Source organism: Heliomicrobium sulfidophilum (genome assembly GCF_057715735.1).
Window position 1 is genome coordinate 802,703 of record NZ_JBVTZZ010000005.1, and the last position, 18,278, is coordinate 820,980.

17 protein-coding genes are annotated in these 18,278 nt (G+C 59.7%); all 17 read right to left on the reverse strand.

The window, feature by feature from the left end; genetic code table 11:
• Positions 1-57: 57 nt before the first annotated feature.
• The 17 genes from AC0CW1_RS09610 to rapZ all read right to left on the reverse strand — a co-directional run bounded on the left by AC0CW1_RS09610 (position 58) and on the right by rapZ (position 18,172).
• Positions 58-1,596 (reverse strand): HD domain-containing phosphohydrolase, encoded by a 1,539-nt coding sequence (locus tag AC0CW1_RS09610; RefSeq protein WP_488182838.1) that lies wholly within the window; start codon positions 1,594-1,596, stop codon positions 58-60.
• A 166-nt stretch (positions 1,597-1,762) separates the two neighbouring features.
• The gene (smpB, locus tag AC0CW1_RS09615; RefSeq protein ID WP_488182839.1) at positions 1,763-2,230 is read right to left on the reverse strand and encodes an SsrA-binding protein SmpB; all 468 of its coding nucleotides are present in this window, start codon (positions 2,228-2,230) and stop codon (positions 1,763-1,765) included.
• Between the two features lie 102 nt (positions 2,231-2,332).
• A complete protein-coding gene (locus AC0CW1_RS09620; RefSeq protein ID WP_488182840.1) occupies positions 2,333-2,914 on the reverse strand; it encodes an HDIG domain-containing metalloprotein in 582 nt (193 codons plus the stop codon).
• Positions 2,915-2,986: 72 nt separating this feature from the next.
• On the reverse strand, positions 2,987-3,427 hold the full coding sequence (locus AC0CW1_RS09625) for a PaaI family thioesterase (protein ID WP_488182841.1): 441 nt from the start codon (positions 3,425-3,427) through the stop codon (positions 2,987-2,989).
• Positions 3,424-3,723 (reverse strand): Sec-independent protein translocase protein TatB, encoded by a 300-nt coding sequence (gene tatB / locus AC0CW1_RS09630; RefSeq protein WP_488182842.1) that lies wholly within the window; start codon positions 3,721-3,723, stop codon positions 3,424-3,426. Before tatB ends, AC0CW1_RS09625 begins: the two co-directional genes overlap by 4 nt.
• Positions 3,724-3,925: 202 nt before the next feature.
• A complete protein-coding gene (locus AC0CW1_RS09635; protein WP_488182843.1) occupies positions 3,926-5,983 on the reverse strand; it encodes a sodium-translocating pyrophosphatase in 2,058 nt (685 codons plus the stop codon).
• Positions 5,984-6,054: 71 nt separating this feature from the next.
• The gene (gene secG, locus AC0CW1_RS09640; protein WP_488182844.1) at positions 6,055-6,279 is read right to left on the reverse strand and encodes a preprotein translocase subunit SecG; all 225 of its coding nucleotides are present in this window, start codon (positions 6,277-6,279) and stop codon (positions 6,055-6,057) included.
• 362 nt (positions 6,280-6,641) lie between these two features.
• A complete protein-coding gene (eno, locus tag AC0CW1_RS09645) occupies positions 6,642-7,931 on the reverse strand; it encodes a phosphopyruvate hydratase (RefSeq protein WP_488182845.1) in 1,290 nt (429 codons plus the stop codon).
• 172 nt (positions 7,932-8,103) lie between these two features.
• A complete protein-coding gene (gene gpmI, locus AC0CW1_RS09650) occupies positions 8,104-9,636 on the reverse strand; it encodes a 2,3-bisphosphoglycerate-independent phosphoglycerate mutase (RefSeq protein ID WP_488184124.1) in 1,533 nt (510 codons plus the stop codon).
• A gap of 90 nt (positions 9,637-9,726) precedes the next feature.
• Positions 9,727-10,482: a triose-phosphate isomerase gene (gene tpiA, locus AC0CW1_RS09655; protein WP_488182846.1), complete on the reverse strand. Its 756-nt coding sequence runs from the start codon at positions 10,480-10,482 to the stop codon at positions 9,727-9,729.
• Between the two features lie 63 nt (positions 10,483-10,545).
• The gene (locus AC0CW1_RS09660; RefSeq protein WP_488182847.1) at positions 10,546-11,733 is read right to left on the reverse strand and encodes a phosphoglycerate kinase; all 1,188 of its coding nucleotides are present in this window, start codon (positions 11,731-11,733) and stop codon (positions 10,546-10,548) included.
• Between the two features lie 164 nt (positions 11,734-11,897).
• Positions 11,898-12,905 carry a type I glyceraldehyde-3-phosphate dehydrogenase gene (gap, locus tag AC0CW1_RS09665; protein ID WP_488182848.1) on the reverse strand — a complete coding sequence of 336 codons (1,008 nt, stop codon included), beginning with the start codon at positions 12,903-12,905 and terminating at the stop codon, positions 11,898-11,900.
• 160 nt (positions 12,906-13,065) lie between these two features.
• On the reverse strand, positions 13,066-14,367 hold the full coding sequence (gene rpoN / locus AC0CW1_RS09670; protein ID WP_488182849.1) for an RNA polymerase factor sigma-54: 1,302 nt from the start codon (positions 14,365-14,367) through the stop codon (positions 13,066-13,068).
• Between the two features lie 43 nt (positions 14,368-14,410).
• A complete protein-coding gene (locus tag AC0CW1_RS09675; RefSeq protein ID WP_488182850.1) occupies positions 14,411-14,914 on the reverse strand; it encodes an acyltransferase in 504 nt (167 codons plus the stop codon).
• A 4-nt stretch (positions 14,915-14,918) separates the two neighbouring features.
• The gene (whiA, locus tag AC0CW1_RS09680) at positions 14,919-15,878 is read right to left on the reverse strand and encodes a DNA-binding protein WhiA (RefSeq protein ID WP_488182851.1); all 960 of its coding nucleotides are present in this window, start codon (positions 15,876-15,878) and stop codon (positions 14,919-14,921) included.
• Positions 15,879-15,896: 18 nt separating this feature from the next.
• Entirely contained in the window at positions 15,897-17,270 is a 1,374-nt protein-coding gene (locus AC0CW1_RS09685) for a gluconeogenesis factor YvcK family protein (RefSeq protein WP_488182852.1), read from the reverse strand.
• Positions 17,267-18,172, reverse strand: coding sequence for an RNase adapter RapZ (rapZ, locus tag AC0CW1_RS09690; RefSeq protein WP_488182853.1), 906 nt, complete (start codon positions 18,170-18,172; stop codon positions 17,267-17,269). The genes AC0CW1_RS09685 and rapZ overlap by 4 nt, the downstream gene beginning before the upstream one ends.
• Positions 18,173-18,278 lie beyond the last annotated feature (106 nt).

The window sequence follows — 18,278 nt, forward strand, 5'->3', positions numbered from 1 at the left end:
ATCTGTTGAAAAGGTAAACAGGAACCCTCCAGGTCCAGTCCTGGAGGGTTCCTTGTCTCACTCGATCTTTTCCCATACCTTTTGCTCGCAGAAGATCCGATACAGCCCTTCGTCGAGCTTGCCGTCTTTGACCATGAAGCCCAAGATGCGCAGCGCTTCCTCCTCCGGCATGGCCTTCTTGTAAGGCCGGTCAGAAGCTGTCAGGGCGTCGTACACATCGACGAGGCTCAGGATGCGCGCCTCGATGGGGATAGCGTCGCCGGACAAGCGCTGGGGGTAGCCCTTGCCGTCCAGGTGCTCATGGTGCATGGACGCCCAGAGGGGGACGCTGGCCATCTTCGGCGGGAAAGGGACCTTGGCCAGGAGGCGATCCGTCACCTCCACATGGCCCTCCATCTGGCGTCGCTCCTCTTCCGTCAAAGTGCCGCGAGATACGCTAAGGGCCTCCACCTCGTCCGCCGTCAGCCAGGGCTTGATGCTCCCTTCTGCATCCTGATAGGTCCGTTGGGCCAGGTTTGCCAGCTCTCGTACGATCTCCGGCGTGATCCGGCAGGAGGGGTTGTCGGCGTTGACGATCAGATCGCGGCTCCGTTGCCAGTCAGCCCAAGCCTCGGTCCCTTCCGCTTCGATCCGTATCGCCTCAGCCTGTTCCTCTCTGGCTGTAAGTCCCTTCTGCTGGAGGGCCAGCTTGGCCTCCAAGTTATCGCGGCGCAAGGCTGAGGCGATCGACTCCAGCCGTAATAAGACCGTCTCCCGCCGCTCGCCGAGCCGGGTCGTCTTGTTCATCACCGCCAGAGGTGTGGTGATTTTGCCGATGTCGTGAAGCCAGGCCGACATGATCAGGTGCTTCAAGCGCTGGTCATCGAAATGCTCCGTCGCCCAGGGGCCTTCCTTTGCGGCGTTGACAGCCCGTGCCAGTGCGCCGGCCAGTTGGGCCACCCGCCGCGTGTGGTTGGCGTTGTAAGGTGTCTGGGCGTCAATGGCGGTGGCCATGACCTCCACAAAAGAGTTGAAGAGTTGTTCAATGTCTTCCAGGAGTTGGCGGTTCGTCATTGAGATGGCCGCCTGGGAAGCCAGGCTGGTGACGACCTTTTCCAAGTAGGGGGCGAAGGGGATGACTTTCCCTTCGCCATCCTTGGCGTTGATCAACTGTAGCACGCCAATGATCTCTGATTCATGATTCTCGAGGGGCACCACCAACATGGAGACGGTCCGGTAGCCGGTCATCTGGTCATACCGTTTCGGCCCGGAGAAATCAAAGCCTTCGGCCTGGTAGACATCGGCGATGTTGACAACTTCCCGTTTTAAGGCCGTGTAGGCCGAAACATTTTCCGGCCGCAACGGAACGGGCGGCAGATTCACTGGCTCCCCCTTGACGCCTACATAAACCTTCATGGTCTCGTTCTGGATGATCTTGAACACAAGCTGTTCGCCTTCGCAGAGGTAAAGAGTTCCCGCATCGGCGGAGGTGATTCGCCTGGCTTCTGACACAATCCGTTCGAGCAGGCGGTCATGGTCTTTTTCCGCCGACAGGGCGATACCGATATCGAGCAGCGTGCCGACCTCTTCCAGCGTACGGATCAAAGGAGTGCTCATCGTTCGCGTACCCTTTCTTTACTCGCATGTGACTATTCGACCTTGCATCTTTTAGGTATCTATTTGCTCTTTTTGGCCGTCTTCCTGCCGATTTCTTTTTTCCGCTACACTGATAAAAAAAGTGCGACCTGACGGAGGCCGCACTTTTTCCGCTTTTTCTGCTGTCTTACTCTCCCTTTTCCCGCTGGCGCATGGCCCGGGCCATCTCCCGTTCGGCATCGCGGCGAGCGATATCGTCACGCTTGTCGTAGAGCTTTTTCCCGCGAGCGATGGCCAGTTCCACCTTGGCATAGCCCCGCTTTAAATAGACGCGCAAGGGCACGAGGGTCAGGCCTTTTTGGTGGGCAGCAGCGCTCAGCTTGCGGATCTCATTCCGGTGCAAGAGCAGCTTGCGAGTGCGCGTCGGATCATGGTTGAAGCTGTGGCCCTGTTCGAAGGGGCTGATGTGCATGTTGTAGAGCAGGACTTCCCCGTTTTCGACACGGGCGAAGGCATCCTTCAGATTGCCCTTGCCTTGGCGGAGCGACTTGATCTCTGTCCCCTTAAGCGCCATACCCGCCTCATAGGTCTCATCGATATGGTAATCGTGGCGGGCGCGCCGGTTCTCGCAGAGGACTTTATGGCCTTCACCCATCCGGGCCCCTCCTTCCGTACTGTACCGTCATTACCGTTAGCCTCAACATTCTTTACGTGTGAATGGAATGAACAACGAGTACCATCGGTCAAGGGCTACCTGTTATTTGCCTGCGATCCCGAGTTCTGGGGCAATCGCTTGCATGGCCTCGAGGCCGATGCCGATAAACTCGTCGAGGCTGAGGTCGATCTCGCTGCAAGCCTCGATCTGATCGCGCCGGGCGCCCCGGGCGAAGCTTTTTTCTTTGAACCGTTTGAGCAAAAACTCGGTGTCGATAAGGCGCACGTCTTTTTCCTTTTTGATCAAAGCGCCGGCGACGATCAGGCCGGTCAAGGGATCGACGGCGTAAAGGGCTTTGTCCATCAGGCTCAGGCGAGGCAAGCCATGGGCGTCGTTGTGGACGCGGACGGCGTAGACGACATCGTCAGGGTATCCGGCCTCCGCCAGGATGTCCGCGCCCACCTGGCTGTGCCGCAAGGGATCCTCTTTTGTCTGGTCGTAATCGATGTCGTGAAGCAGACCCGCCAGGCGCCACCTGGCCCCATCGACGCCAAACCGTTGGGCGAGGGCGCCCATGACGGCTTCGCAAGCGAGCATATGGTTAAAGAGGTTGCGGTTGCTGTTGTACTGGGCGAGGAGTTCCAGCGCCGCTTCTCGCGACGGCAGATTGGATGGGGAATCCATGGACACATCGGTTCCTTTCTCATCATCTTTTCAGGTACAAAGCCTTATCCATAAGAGGCGATGGCGATTGATCTACACTACGGTCTCTTTCGAAGAGGCTGGTTCTGCGGGGGCGCCTTCCTGCACCAAAAAGCGCCCTGTCGCTTCCGCAGCGATGCGGCCGTCAGCGAGGGTAGCCGTCGCTGACGCGTCGATCACCTTTCCCCGTTCTCGGACGATGCGAGCAGCAAAGCGAACCCGTTCGCCCGTCGGAACAGCGTGGCGAAAACGAACCTCCATGCGGGCGGTGACGGCAGGGATACCCCTCGACGACATGATCCGGCCCATCACCTCGTCGAGCACTGTTGAGACGATGCCGCCGTGGGTGATGCCGGCGTAGCTCTGGTACTCCGTCCCGTGGGTGAAGTAGGTTGCATAGTCGTCTCCTTCCCAGGTGAAGGCCAGCTTCAAGCCGATAGGGTTGTTTTGGCCGCAACAAAAACACATGCCGTCATCGGTCAGGTTGATCGTCATCGGTCCACGCCATCCTTTTGTTCAATCTTCGCCTTATCGGCCACATACCCTTTCGGGTCGGTCACCACGGTACGGACTTCCTGTACAGGCGCAGCCGCTTCATCGACGGCAGACTTCACTTCTTTGACAGGGGCCATCGCTTCGTTCAAATGCGATTTAAGGCCGTCAGTGGCTCGCCGAAATTCCCCGAGCGCTTTTCCAACACTGCGCCCCACTTCAGGCAGCTGGCCAGGACCTAGGACGATGAGGGCGACGACGAAAATCAAGACGAGTTCGGGAAAGCCGATGTTAAACACGGAAAGGGCTCCTTTCCAGGTCAGGATAGGCCCATTATACCACAATTTGCCCGGAATATTGAAAGACACCGGGACCATCAACGGTCCCGGTGTCACACTTGGTTGTTTAGATTTCGTCAGGTATCGTCAAGGTGAGGTGTTACGACAACTTCGCCCACGGCCGAATCGAGCAGTGAAGACGCGCTTCGCCTGCGCAGAGGTCTTACAGGTTCAAGAAGGGGGCAATGATCAGGGAGATGGTGCCGGTCACCTTGATCAAGGCGTTCAAGGAGGGGCCGGCGGTGTCTTTGAAGGGATCGCCGACAGTGTCGCCGATGACGGCGGCGGCGTGGGCTTCCGTCCGTTTCCCGCCGTGTTTGCCGCTCTCGATGTACTTCTTGGCATTGTCCCAGGCACCGCCGGCGTTGGCCATGAAGATGGCCAAGAGGACGCCTGCAACGGTGACACCGGCGAGCATGCCGCCCAATGCCTGGGCGCCAAAACCGAAGCCAACGATGAGCGGTGTGATGACGGCCAAGAGCCCGGGGGCGATCATCTGGCGAATGGCCGCCTGGGTGGAGATGTCGACACAACGAGCATAATCGGGCTTGGCCTTGCCTTCCATCAGGCCGGGGATCTCCCGGAACTGGCGGCGGACCTCACCGATCATCTCAAAGGCGGCTTTGCCGACGGCCTCCATGGCAAAGGCACAGAAGAGGAAGGGCACAGTGCCGCCGATGAAGAGGCCGATGATGATCTTCGGTTCGAGCAGGTTGAGGACGAAGTGGCCGCCAGCCAAGGCATTGGCGACGCCGGGCGACTTGATGACTTCTTCGGCAAAAGCGGTAAACAGCGCTAAGGCGGTGAGTGCCGCCGAACCGATGGCGAAGCCTTTGGCCACGGCAGCGGTGGTATTGCCGACGGCGTCCAGTTTGTCCGTCTTTTTCCGGACTTCCGGCCCCAGTTCGGCCATCTCGGCGATGCCGCCGGCGTTGTCGGCGACAGGACCGAAGGAGTCGATGGCGACAACCATGCCGGCCGTGCAGAGCATGCCCATGGCGGCCATGGCAATGCCGTAGATCCCGGCGAACTGGTAAGAGACAGCAATCGCAATGACAATCACAATGATGGGTAAGGCTGTTGATTTGAGGCCCACGCCGATGCCAGCGATGATGTTCGTCGCCGGGCCGGTCAGCGAGGACGAGGCGATATGTTGGGCCGGTTTATAGTTGTAGGAGGTATAGTATTCGGTGACCCAGCCGATAGCCACGTTGACGAGCAGGCCAGCGACGACAGAGATCGTCAAACCGATGGGCACACCCGACGGGAAGACCTTTGGATCGGCCGTGATGCCCTCGAAGAGAGAGGCGGCGATGAAGTAGGTGGCGATCGCCGTCAGGAGGTTGGTGCCCCAGAGGCCTTTGTTCAGGGCCATCTGCGGATCGCCGTCTTCGGTGGTACGGACCAGGAAGGAGGCCATGATGGCGGCAATAAGCCCAGCAGCGCCGATAAGCAGCGGGTAGAAGAGGCCTTCCAGGCGGCCTGGGAAGACGGTGACACCGATCAGCATGGCGGCGATGGTGGTGGCTGCATAAGACTCGTAGAGGTCAGCGCCCATGCCGGCCGTGTCGCCCACGTTGTCGCCCACGTTGTCCGCGATGACGGCCGGGTTGCGCGGGTCGTCTTCCGGGATGCCGGCCTCGACCTTGCCGACCAGGTCAGCGCCGACGTCGGCTGCCTTGGTGTAGATGCCGCCGCCGACACGGGCGAAAAGGGCGATGACGGAGGCGCCGAAGGCGAAGGAGTTGATGATGACAGCATCCTCGAAGACGATGTAGAGGACAGAGACGCCGAGCAGGCCGAGTCCGGCGACAGCCATGCCCATGACCGCGCCGCCGCGGAAGGCGACCGACAGGGCTTCATTGAGGCCGCGCATCGCCGCAGCCGTCGTCCGGGCGTTGGACTTGGTGGCGATGGTCATGCCCACATAACCGGCAACGGCGGAGAAGCCGGCTCCGACCAGGAAGGAGATGGCTTGCCCCCAGGCCAGCTTCTGGTTGCCCCAGTTGCCGGCCAGCAAGGCGACGAAGATGACCAACGCGAAGGGGATGAGGGTTTTGTACTGGCGGTTCAAAAAGGCCATGGCCCCTTCAAAAATCGCTTGAGAGATCTCTTTCATGCGTTGGGTCCCTTGGTCCTCTTTTAAGACGCTCACGGCCAGATAGGCGGCAAATAGGAGGCCGACAACGCCGGCCACCGCCGCGATCAACGGGTAATTCACGGAGTGTTCACGCTCCTCATGTTCATTCCCGCAGTTCTAAGATACCCTATTCATTTTTCCCACTTCAACCATTAGCCTACCATGGAAAGCCCCAAAGCGCTGAGCAAGAACAGCGCGGCAAAGACCATCGTCAGCTTGCTGAGCAAGTCGTCGAGCCCTTTTTTCTTGCCAAAAAAGCTTTCGGCCCCGCCGGCAATCGCTCCAGACAGGCCGGCGCTTTTTCCCGATTGCATAACGACAGAGGCCATCAAGCCAATGCTGGCGATGACGTGAATAATGATGACAAATGTGGTCAACGTTACACCTCCCCCTACCGTAATCCTGACATTTTGACATATGAATTTTAGCATGCCCACCAAATAAAGACAAGTCAGCGGCGCTAATCGTGAGCCCCTTCCCAATCAAACGAGATAAACCTCAGCTTTATTTTTGGAAAAAGACAAGAGGATCCGGGTCGGACACCCGGATCCCGTAGACATATTTTATCCCGAATCCATGCAATGCATACCATTTGTGGAAGCATCCGGGCCATCCGGCCAGGCCTCAACCCCCGGGTGTTCTATGGGCAGTTCTGGGAAGTTGCAGACCATTCTTTGGCAAGTTGGGGGATTGAGGGGGTGGGGAGGTGCCGAAATGCCGCGATGCCGAGGTGCCTCGCCTACCGCCGTTCCAGGTTGAAGAAGGTCTTCTTAGCGCGATAGAGGGATCGTTCGTCCAGTTCCTCTTCGATCCGCAGCAGTTGGTTGTACTTGGCGACGCGGTCCGTCCGGGAAGGCGCGCCTGTCTTGATCTGACCGGCGTTGACCGCGACGGCCAGGTCGGCGATGGTGGCGTCTTCCGTCTCGCCGGAGCGATGGGAGATGACAGCCGTATAGCCGGCGCGGCGCGCCATTTCGATGGCGGCCAGCGTTTCCGTGATCGAGCCGATCTGGTTGACCTTGATCAGGATGGAGTTGCCGACACCCATCTCAATGCCTTTTTCCAACTTCTCCGTGTTGGTGACGAAAAGGTCGTCGCCGACGAGTTGCACCCGCTTGCCGAGGCGGTCGGTAAGCAGCTTCCAACCGTCCCAGTCATCTTCGTTCAGGCCGTCTTCAATGGAAACAATGGGGTAGCGGTTGACGAGGTCTTCCCAGTAGTCGACCATCTCGGCGGAGGTCTTGACTTTGCCCTCCCCTTCGAGATGATACTTGCCGTCTTTGTACATCTCCGAAGCGGCGGCGTCGACGGCGAGCAGGATATCGGTCCCCGGGTTGTAGCCAGCCGCCTTGATCGCCTCGATGATCACCTGGAGGGCTTCCTCGTTGGAAGACAGGTTGGGGGCGAAGCCGCCTTCATCGCCGACAGCCGTATTCATGCCTTTACCTTTGAGCACCTTTTTCAGGGCATGGAAGACCTCAACGCCCATGCGCAGGCCCTCGGAGAAGCTGGCCGCGCCGACAGGCATGACCATGAACTCCTGGATGTCCACGTTGTTGTCGGCATGCTTACCGCCGTTGAGGATGTTCATCATGGGGACGGGCAGTTCCCGGGCAAAGACGCCACCCAGATACTGGTAGAGGGGCAGGCCGACATACTGGGCCGCCGCCTTGGCGCAGGCCATGGAAACGCCCAGGATGGCATTCGCGCCGAGGCGACCTTTGTTGGGCGTGCCGTCCAGTTCGATCATCCGCTGGTCGATATCCATCTGCCGGGTCACATCCCAGCCGATCAGTTCCGGCGCGATCTCCAGGTTTACATTGTCGACGGCATTCTGGACGCCCTTACCCAGGTAGCGCTCCTTGTCGCCGTCGCGCAGTTCCACCGCCTCATAGGCGCCGGTGGACGCCCCCGACGGCACCGCCGCCCGGCCCAGCGTCCCGTCTTCCAGCACCACATCGACCTCAACGGTCGGATTCCCCCGCGAGTCCAGAATCTCACGAGCATAGATTTCAGCGATCACAGACATTGAACCAATTCCTCCCACACGATTTGATTCTTAGGGTTATTGTAAACATTTTAGGTCTAACAATGATGGGATATTGTCCAGTTGGGGTATATTGGCCTGTGAGCGGTTTGAGCGGAGCAGACAAGCGAGTAGCCGCGGAACTCTTAGCGTTCAGGCCAAGGTGACCCAACACCTACTGTACCAGCGACTTTCCCGTCATCTCCGGCGGCGGTTCCAGGCCAAGCAGTTCCAGCAGCGTCGGAGCGATGTCCTCCAAGGCGCCCTCCGGGCGCAGCGTGCGGTCCTTATGGCGGTCGCTGACAAGGATGACGGGCACCAGGTCGGTCGTATGGGCCGTATGGGGGCCGCCATCATTGGGGTCGATCATCATCTCTACGTTGCCGTGGTCCGCTGTGATCACCAAGGCGCCGCCTTTTGCCAGTACCGCCGATGCGACACGGCCCAGACACTTGTCCACAGCCTCGACGGCCTGGATGGCTGCCGGCAGCATGCCTGTGTGACCGACCATATCGGGGTTGGCGAAGTTTAGGATGATGACATCGTACTTATCGGCCGCGATCTCGGCCAGCACCTTTTCCGTCACCTCGCCGGCGCTCATCTCCGGCTGAAGGTTATAGGTGGCCACTTTCGGCGACGGTACGAGGATGCGGTCCTCGCCGCGATTCGGTTCTTCCACGCCGCCGTTAAAGAAGAACGTCACATGAGCATATTTTTCCGTCTCGGCGATGCGCAATTGCCGCAAACCGGCCTTGGCGATCACCTCGCCGAAGGTGTTCTCCAAGTTCTGGGGCATGAAGGCCACTGGCGCCTCAATGGTGGCGTCATACTGGGTCAGGCAGCAGAAATGCACCTGCGGCGGCAGCGGTCCGCGGTCAAAGCCGGAAAAGTCGGCGTCCACAAAGGCCCGTGTCAGCTGACGTGCCCGGTCGGCCCGGAAGTTGAAAAAGAGCACCGAGTCGCCGTCACTGATGGTTCCCTTCGGCTCGCCTTTGCCGTCGACGATCACCGTCGGCGGCACAAACTCATCGGTGACGCGGGCATGGTAGGCGGCTTCAACAGCGGAAAGGCCGAGCGTCGCCTTTTCACCGCGCCCGTAGACCATGGCGTCCCAGGCTTTTTCAACGCGTTCCCAGCGCTGATCGCGGTCCATGGCGTAGTAGCGACCGCTGACTGTGGCCAATTGTCCCCGGCCAAGCTGCTCCAGCTTCTTTTCCAGGGAATCGATGTACTCCTGGGCGTTAGCCGGCGGCACATCGCGGCCGTCCAAAAAGGCGTGAACGAAGATCCGCTCGACGCCGCGCGCCGTGGCCATATCGAGGAGGGCAAAGAGGTGGTCAATATGGCTGTGCACGCCGCCGTCAGAAAGCAGTCCCATCAGGTGGAGCGCATTATCGGTTCCTTTTACCCGGTCCATGGCAGCCGCGATGGCCTGGTTTTTTTCCAGTTCCCCCGTCTCCACTGCCTTGGAGATGCGGGTTAATTCCTGGTAGACGACGCGACCGGCGCCGATATTCAGATGACCCACTTCAGAGTTGCCGATCTGTCCTTTCGGTAGGCCCACATACTCGCCAGAGGCCTGGATAGACGTATGTGGGTAGGTCTCCAGCAGGCGCTGATAGTTGGGGAGGCTAGCGACCTTCAGCGTGTTTCCTTCCACATCTTCCCGCAGGCCCCAACCGTCAAGGACGATAAGCATGACCGGCATCTGTTGCGTCGATGATAACAAGCGTTGTCACTTCCTTGCGTTGTCCGTTGAAACATTGCCGTTACTTGCTTGCCCTATCCTGCTGTTTGCTTACTGTTCCTCAAAGCGTACGATGCGGGCAAAAGATTCCGCTTTGAGGCTAGCGCCGCCGACGAGGGCGCCGTCGATATCGGGCTGGTTCATCAGTTCCTTGATGTTGTCCGGTTTGACGCTGCCGCCGTAGAGGATGCGCGTTTTTTGCGCCTCCTCACCAGCCAGCCCGGTCATGACAGAACGGATAAACGCACAGACCTGCTGGGCATCATCCGGCGAAGCGGTGCGCCCCGTCCCGATGGCCCAGATCGGCTCGTAAGCGATGATGACGCCCGCCAGTTCCTCCGGTGACAGCCCATCCAGACTCTGGCGGACCTGGATCTCCACGACAGGATTAGTGACGCCCTTTTCCCGCTGTTCCAGCGTCTCGCCGACACAGACAATGGGGGTAAGGCCCTCCGCCAGAGCGGCTCGGACTTTTTCCGCCACCGTGGCGTCCGTCTCTCCGAAGTATTGGCGCCGTTCGGAGTGGCCGATGATGACATAGCGGCAACCCAGGGCTTTCAACATGGGTGGCGCGATTTCACCGGTGAAGGCCCCTTCCCGCGCCGGGTGCATGTTCTGGCCGCCGGTGAAAATATTTGATCCTTCAGCGGCCTCCGCCGCCGCCGCCAGGGCGGTGAAGGGCGGGCAGAGGACGATCTCCCTGTCCACGACTCCTTCGACCAGGGGACGCAGCGCCTCGATCATCTGCCGGCCCTCGGCCGGTGTCAGGTACATCTTCCAGTTCCCTGCCAATACAGGTGTCCGCATACGTTCACACCCTCATCTGGATTCTATCTTCCCTTTACCCCTAGAAAACCCGTCGACATACTTTCAGGCTTTGTCGGCCAGTGCCGCCACGCCGGGAAGTTCGCGCCCTTCGAGGAACTCGAGCGATGCGCCGCCCCCCGTGGACACATGGGTCATCTGATCGGCCAAACCGGCTTTTTCCACGGCAGCCACCGAATCGCCGCCACCGATGATCGACACGCCCTGTACCTTGGCCATCGCCTTGGCTACACCCAGGGTGCCCCGGTCAAAAGGCTCTGTCTCAAAGGCGCCCATGGGTCCGTTCCAGACGACCGTCCGGGCTTCCGCCAGGGCTTGTTCGAAGAGGGCGATGCTCTCAGGGCCGATGTCGAGGGCCGCCTTGTCAGCCGGAATGGCGTCGACAGAGACGACGGCCGTGGGTACGCCGGCAGCGAGCGTCTCGGCGACGACCACATCGACGGGCAGCAGGAAACGAACGCCGGAGGCCTTCGCCTTGTCCAACAACTCCCGGGCTGTGTCGGCCTTGTCTTTTTCACAGAGCGATTTGCCCACTTCCCGACCGAGGGCGTAGAAGAAGGTGTTGGCCATCCCGCCGCCGATGATCAGTGTGTCCACCTTGGCGAGAAGGTTGTCGATGACAGCGATCTTGTCCGCTACCTTGGCGCCGCCCATGACGGCCACAAAAGGGCGCTCCGGCGCTGCCAGAGCTTTGCCCATGATGGAGATCTCCTTGTCCATCAGGAAGCCAGCGACGGCAGGCAGGAAGGCGGCGACGCCGGCCGTAGAGGCGTGGGCGCGGTGGGCCGTGCCGAAGGCGTCATTCACATAGACATCCGCCAGCGCGGCCAGCTTGCGGGCGAACTCAGAGTCGTTCTTCTCCTCTTCCGGGTAGAAGCGGACATTCTCCAGCAAGACCACGTCGCCGGCCTGCATCGCCCGGACGGCAGCCTCCGTCTCGGCGCCGATGCAGTCATCGAGTTTCTTCACGGGACGTCCGAGCAGTCCCGCCAACCGATCCCCGACGGCTGTCAGGCGGTACTTGTCGTTGACATTCCCCTTGGGACGGCCAAAATGGGAGGCCAAGATCACCTTGGCCCCTTCTTGAATCAGATATTGAATGGTCGGAAGGGCGGCTCGGATGCGGGTGTCATCGGTGATCACACCGGCCTCGTCGACGGGAACATTGAAATCGACGCGCACGAGGACGCCTTTTCCCCGCACATCGATATCGCGCACAGTCTGTTTATTCAACGCCCAAACCTCCAACGTCAATTTCCCGGCGGGGGCAGAACCCCGCCGGTTCGATCGATTTGCGGTGCTTCTCTATATGAGCGGCGCCAGAGGAGCGCTCATCGCGTTCTTTGCCCGTAGAAAACCGCCTATCGCTAGGCGGAATCGTGGCCGCTTCGAAGCGATTAGAGCCCTTTGCCGGCCACGTAAGCAGCCAGGTCGATCAGGCGGCAGGAGTAGCCGTACTCATTGTCATACCAGGCGACGATCTTGACCATGTCGCCGTCGATGACCATCGTGGACAAGGCGTCAACGATGGAGGAAAAGGTGGTGCCGTTGAAATCACGGGAGACGAGGGGCAGCTCAGAGAAGCCCAGGAAGCCCTTCATCGCCCCTTCGGAAGCCGTCATCAAGGCGGCGTTGACCTCTTCCGCCGTCGTTTTTTTCCGCACGTCGACAACCAAGTCGACGACAGAGACGTTCGGCGTCGGCACGCGCATGGCGAAACCGTTCAGTTTGCCCGCCAGTTCAGGGATCACCTTGCCGATCGCCTTGGCGGCGCCGGTCGATGTGGGCACAATGGACATGGCGGCGGCACGGGCGCGGCGCAGGTCTTTGTGGGTCTGGTCGAGGATCTTCTGGTCGTTCGTATAGGCATGGACGGTCGTCATCAAGCCCTTGACGATGCCAAACTGGTCGTTGAGCACCTTGGCTACCGGCGCCAGACAGTTGGTCGTGCAGGAGGCGTTGGAGATGATCCGGTGAGCTGCCGGATCATAGGTGTCCTCGTTGACGCCCATGACGACGGTGACGTCTTCGTTCTTGGCGGGAGCGGAGATAATCACCTTTTTCGCGCCGCCGCGCAGGTGGGCCGATGCTTTTTCGCCATCGACGAAGAAGCCCGTCGATTCAATGACGATATCGACGCCCGCGTCCCCCCAGGGAATAAGAGCCGGATCCTTTTGCGCAAAGACCTTGATCGCTTTTCCGTCGATCTCTATGCTGTCACTGCCCACTGCGACCTGTCCCTGGAAGGTGCCGTGAACGGAATCATACTTAAAGAGGTGGGCGTTTGTCTTCGCATCCGTCAAGTCATTGATGGCGACAATCTCCACTTCCGGGTTGGCGATGGCCACGCGCGCCGCTAGCCGGCCGATGCGACCAAAGCCGTTGATGCCGATACGGACTGCCATTCAATAAATCCTCCTTATTCCAAACCAAAGTTCTCAGGTTGTACTACCGTTTTAGTCTATTCCACATTCGCTACTTAATTCCTTCCAGCACAATCCGACAACTGTCAACTTTAACCTTCGTGTAATGCCCTTTTTCCGCACCCTTTGTCAAGGCCCCCTTTTACCGATACCGCCTGCGCTGCGCCGTCGACGGGATGCCTAACTCATCCCGGTATTTGGCGACCGTCCGCCGCGATAAGGGAATGCCCTGTTCGTGTAGTGCCTCGGCGATCTGCTGGTCACTCAGGGGATGGTATTTATCCTCCCCATCGACCAATTGCCGGATCAGGGGCTTGATCGCGCCGGCCGTCGCTTTCTCCTCGCCGGTGGTGGTGCGAACACCGCTGCCGAAGAAAAACTTCAGTTCAAAGATGCCCCTCGGCGTCTGGGCGTATTTTCCCGCCACAGAGCGGCTCACCGTCGACTCGTGGACGCCTGTCTTCTGGGCCACATCGCGTAAGGTCATCGGTTTTAAGCCCGCGAGTCCCTGTTCCAAAAAGGGGCGCTGCAGCTCGACGACGGCGCTGACGACCTTATGTAAGGTCAACCGGCGCTGTTCGATGGCGCGGATCAGCGAAAGGGCGGAATGCAGCCGCTCTTCCACATACACTTTTGCCTCCCCCGATGCGCCTTCCTCGTTGAGGATGTGGCGGTAGGTCCGGTTGACGGTCAGCCGGGGGAGGAGGCCGTCATTGACAAGGACCAGATACTCTCCGTCGACCTGTTCGATGAACAGGTCGGGCAGAATCGGTCGGTTGTCCCCTTCCCCGCCAAAGGTAATGCCGGGTTTGGGATCTAGCTCTTTGATCCGGTCAACCATGGCCTGGACCTCGCCGACGGTCACCTTCAACCGCTGGGCGATGCGGTGAAGTCGGCCGACGGCCACATCCGGCAAGTGGTCCTCCAAGATCCGCTCCAGTTGGGGCGTCAACTTCCCCTGCTGGCAAAGCTGGATGCGCAAACATTCCGCCAGATCGCGGGCGCCCACCCCCGGCGGGTCGAAAGACTGAATCGTCGCCAACACCTCGCCGATGATCTCCTCGCCGACGCCTGTCGCAGCCGCAATCTCAGCGGGGTCGATGCGCAGGTAGCCCTTGTCGTCGATATTGCCGATGATGTACTGGCCGACGCAACGGCGCAAGCCGTCGGACAAGGCCAGACCCAGTTGAAATTCCAGGTGTTTCTGCAAGGTCGGCCCTTCCACTTGTGTCTCCCGCACGAAGGGAGGCTCCCTCCGCTCGGTCGTCTCCCGCTCTGGGGGGGGATCGAGGGACTCCAGCAAGGGGTTTTGAACCAGTTCCCTTTCTATAAAGAGGGATAATTCCAGGGTGTTCATCTGCAGGATGGCGATCGCTTGGCGCAGTTCAGGCGTCATGACTAACTTTTGCGACTGTTCGATCTGTTGTCCCAATCCAACTTGCATCGGCCATCACCCCCTAGTGCTGTCTGTGCCTGTTGCCTTGCCCTCACTCCGGGACGGTCGGGTAGGCAGGCTGGCGGATCACCCGGGCGGGAACGCCGGCCACAAAGGTGTTGGGCGGCACGTCGGACGTCACGACGGCGCCAGCGGCCACGATGGCGTAGTCGCCGATGGACACGCCCGGGAGGATGGTGCTGTTGGCGCCGATGACCACCCCGTCGCCGATGCGCACCTCGCCCAGGCGGTACTCCCGCAGCAGGTACTCATGGGCCAGAATGGTCGTGTTATAGCCGATCACACAGTCGTTGCCGATGGTGATCAACTCAGGGTGGAGGATATCCATCATCACCATGAAAGCCACCGAGGCGTCCTTGCCCACGCGCATGCCCAGCAGGCGGTAGAGACGGTTCTTCCACTCCAAAAAAGGGACATAGCGGGCCAGCAGGATGATCAACACATTGCGAAAGACCCGCCAGAAGGGGATATGACCGTAGACATGGCGGAGGGAGTTCTTTCCTTGCACAGGATAGGCGACAGTGCGACGGGCCATACGCTCAATCCTCCGTCATCACGCCGCCTTGCCGGGAAAACTCCTCGGCCAGGCTCTCCAGCCTGCGCAGGCGGTGGTTAACGCCTGATTTGCCCACGGGCGGGTTGAGCATCTGGCCCAGTTCCTTCAAGCTGGCGTCTGGGTACTGCAGGCGCAGTTCGGCGATCTCCCGCAGTTGGGTCGGCAAGTTGTCCAGTCCGACGCGGTTTCGCACAAACTGGATCATCTCCGTCTGCCGCAGCGCGGCGTCGACGGTCTTGTTCAGGTTGGCTGTTTCACAGTTGACAAGTCGGTTGACCTGGTTGCGCATCCCTTTGACGATGCGCACGTTTTCGAAGTTGAGCAGCGCCGAGTGGGCGCCGATGATGCTCAGCATCTCTACGATCTGTTCGCTTTCCTTCAGATAGACGATGAACCATCCTTTGCGCTGGCTCACCTTGGCCGTTAGGCCGAACCGGTGTAACAAATCCGAGAGGATCCGGGCATGGGTCTCGTCATTGGTGATGATCTCCAGGTGGTAGGTCCCCTCGGGGCTGTTGACAGAACCGCCGCCGAGGAAGGCCCCGCGCAGGTAGGCGCGCCGGCAACACTGCCGTTTGAGCAGTTCCGATGGGGGTTCAAAGGAAAAACCGCCCTGACTGTCGGTGATGCCCAGTTCCTGAAGGACATCCCTGCCGCCGATGCGGGCCGGCAGGGAGATGACATAGACATTGCTCTTTTTCAGCCGCCGCTTCCGGCGGACAAGGATCTGCGTCTGCAAACCAAAGACCGCTTTGATCAGGCGGAAGATCTTGCGAGCCGAGCTGGCGCTCTCGGTGGAGACCGTCAGGGAAACGCCCTGTTCGCCGCTGATCTGCAAAGAGCCGTCCATACGAAAAAGCGCCGCCAGTTCCGCCAGTTGGCAGCAGTGGCGGCGTGGTTGGATCCGGGCCAGTTCTTCCTTCGTTTCTACGGAAAAAGACATGTTGCTTCCACTCCTGCGCTAGCCTTCCACACGGTTTTGCCACGACTGATGCAAGGGCGACCGGGCCAGCTTGCGTCGGTAAAGTAAGCGATCCACAATCCCCACCCGGCTCTGCCGTTCCTTCTCTCGGAACACCACGTTCATGATCGCCAGAGCCAGCCGTGTCGGGTCATGGCGGACAAAGTTCTCCTTATTGATGAGACGGGCGCGAATGACCTTGCAGCCCTGCTTTTCCAGATACTTGCTGTCAATGATGACGGGCTTTTGGCCTTTTTCTTCGTACTTGCGAACGAGTGCCTTCGGAATCGGCTCGGTGTTGACGATGATGGCATCGACCAGTTTTCCGCCACAATGGCGATGGATGGCCGCCACATGACGGGAGGCGGTGTAGCCGTCTGTCTCCCCCGGCTGGGTCATCACATTGCATACATAGATCTTCGGGGCCCCTGTCTTGCGCAACGCCTGGACAATGCCATCCACAAGCAGGTTGGGAATTACACTGGTAAAAAGGCTGCCCGGGCCGAGGATGATCACGTCAGCCTCATCGATCGCCTGCAGTGTCTGCGGCAGCGGTTCACAATCGAGAGGATCCAGGTAAACGCGGCGAATCCCCTGTCCATCAGCCGTAATGGCCGTTTCCCCCCGCAGGTGGGCGCCGTCAAGCCTTTCGGCACAAAGGGTGACGTTGTGCAGCGTCGACGGCAAGACCCGGCCGCGGATAGCCAGGATGCGGCTCATCAGATCAACGGCCTTCTCAAAGCCGCCAGCCGTCTGGGCCGCTCCAGCGAGTAACAGGTTGCCCAGGTTGTGTCCGGTCAACCCGTCCCCCTGGGCGAAGCGGTAGTTGAGCACGCGGTCCATATCGGATTCCGTATCGGCCAGGGCGACGAGGCAGTTGCGGATGTCGCCGGGAGCGACCATACCCAGTTCATCGCGCAACCGTCCCGAACTGCCGCCGTCGTCGGAAACGGTGACAATGGCCGTCAGGTTCGATGTGTACTCTTTCAAGCCGCGCAACAACACCGAGAGCCCTGTCCCGCCGCCGATGACGACGATCTTCGGCCCCCGCTCTAAAGAGCGCCGACGGTAAAGCACCTCCACCAGCCGGGCGTCCATCTCCGGCGCCAGCACCTCGAAGATGGAGCGGACCATGGCCATAAAGCCGTAGATGTGCAGGAAAAGCCCGATCACGAAAATCAAGGCCCCCAGGCTGGCCATCGCCCCGTGATCATAGGCGCGAGACAACTGGCGCAGGCTGTTTTCCAGGTATCCGAAAAATTCACCGTCAAAAAACAGCGAGATGCTCGTCCCCGTCAAGATCAGCCCGAGAAAGGAGAGCGCCATCCAGCGTTTCACTTTTAAACCGGGGTAGAACCACATGAGCCATTTCACGTGCTCTCGCCGCCTCCTCGGTCTTTGTCGATATCCCTGTGTTTGACGGTGATGGCGTAGTTCTCATCGACCAGCGCCGCCGCCAGACGGTTGGCCAGGGTGACCGAGCGGTGTTTTCCGCCGGTGCACCCGATACCGACGACCAGGTGGCTTTTGCCCTCCTTGGTGTAATGAGGCAGCAGAAAGCGCAGCAGCGAATAGTACTTGCGCATAAAGACCTTGGTTGTCGGCGACGAAAGCACGTACTCCTGAACCGGTTCATCGTTGCCGGTCAGGTTGCGTAGCGTCGGCTCATAGAAAGGATTCGGCAAAAAGCGCACATCCATCAGCAGATCGGCATCACGGGGCGTGCCGTACTTGTATCCGAAGGAGACGATGGTGATCCGCAACTGCGAATGGCGGGCATCCTTGCCGAAGAGTTCGAAGACCTGATTTTTCAACTGCTGGGCCGAGAGGTCGGACGTGTCGATCACCTTGTCGGCCCGTCCCCGCAGGTCGGCCAACATCTGCCGCTCCAGCTTGATGCTGTCGAAGATGCGGGCGTCACCAGAGAGGGGATGACGGCGCCGTGATTCCTTGTAACGCCGGATGAGCGTCTCATCAGAAGCTTCGAGAAAGAGGATCTCGCACCGGATCCCCTGGGCGCCGAGTTGGTGCAGGCCATCGCTCAAGGAATCGAAAAACTCGCCGCCCCGGATGTCGATGACCAGGGCGATTTTGTTGATCCTGCCCTTCGAGTGAACAATCAGTTCGCCGAACTTGGGCAACAGGTTGGGAGGCAGGTTGTCTACGCAAAAAAAGCCAAGATCCTCCAGGGCGCGGATGGCCTGTGACTTGCCGGCGCCGGAGAGACCGGTGATGATGACCATCTGAATGGCGGGCTTTTCGAATCCCTTCTCCATGGCGACCCCCTACATTTCGCGCGGATCTGGCGCTGTGGATTTTGATTGCTACAGGCTATTGTATCATATGTTATCGTGCACGGTTCACCGCTCTTTTGAGCAAAAA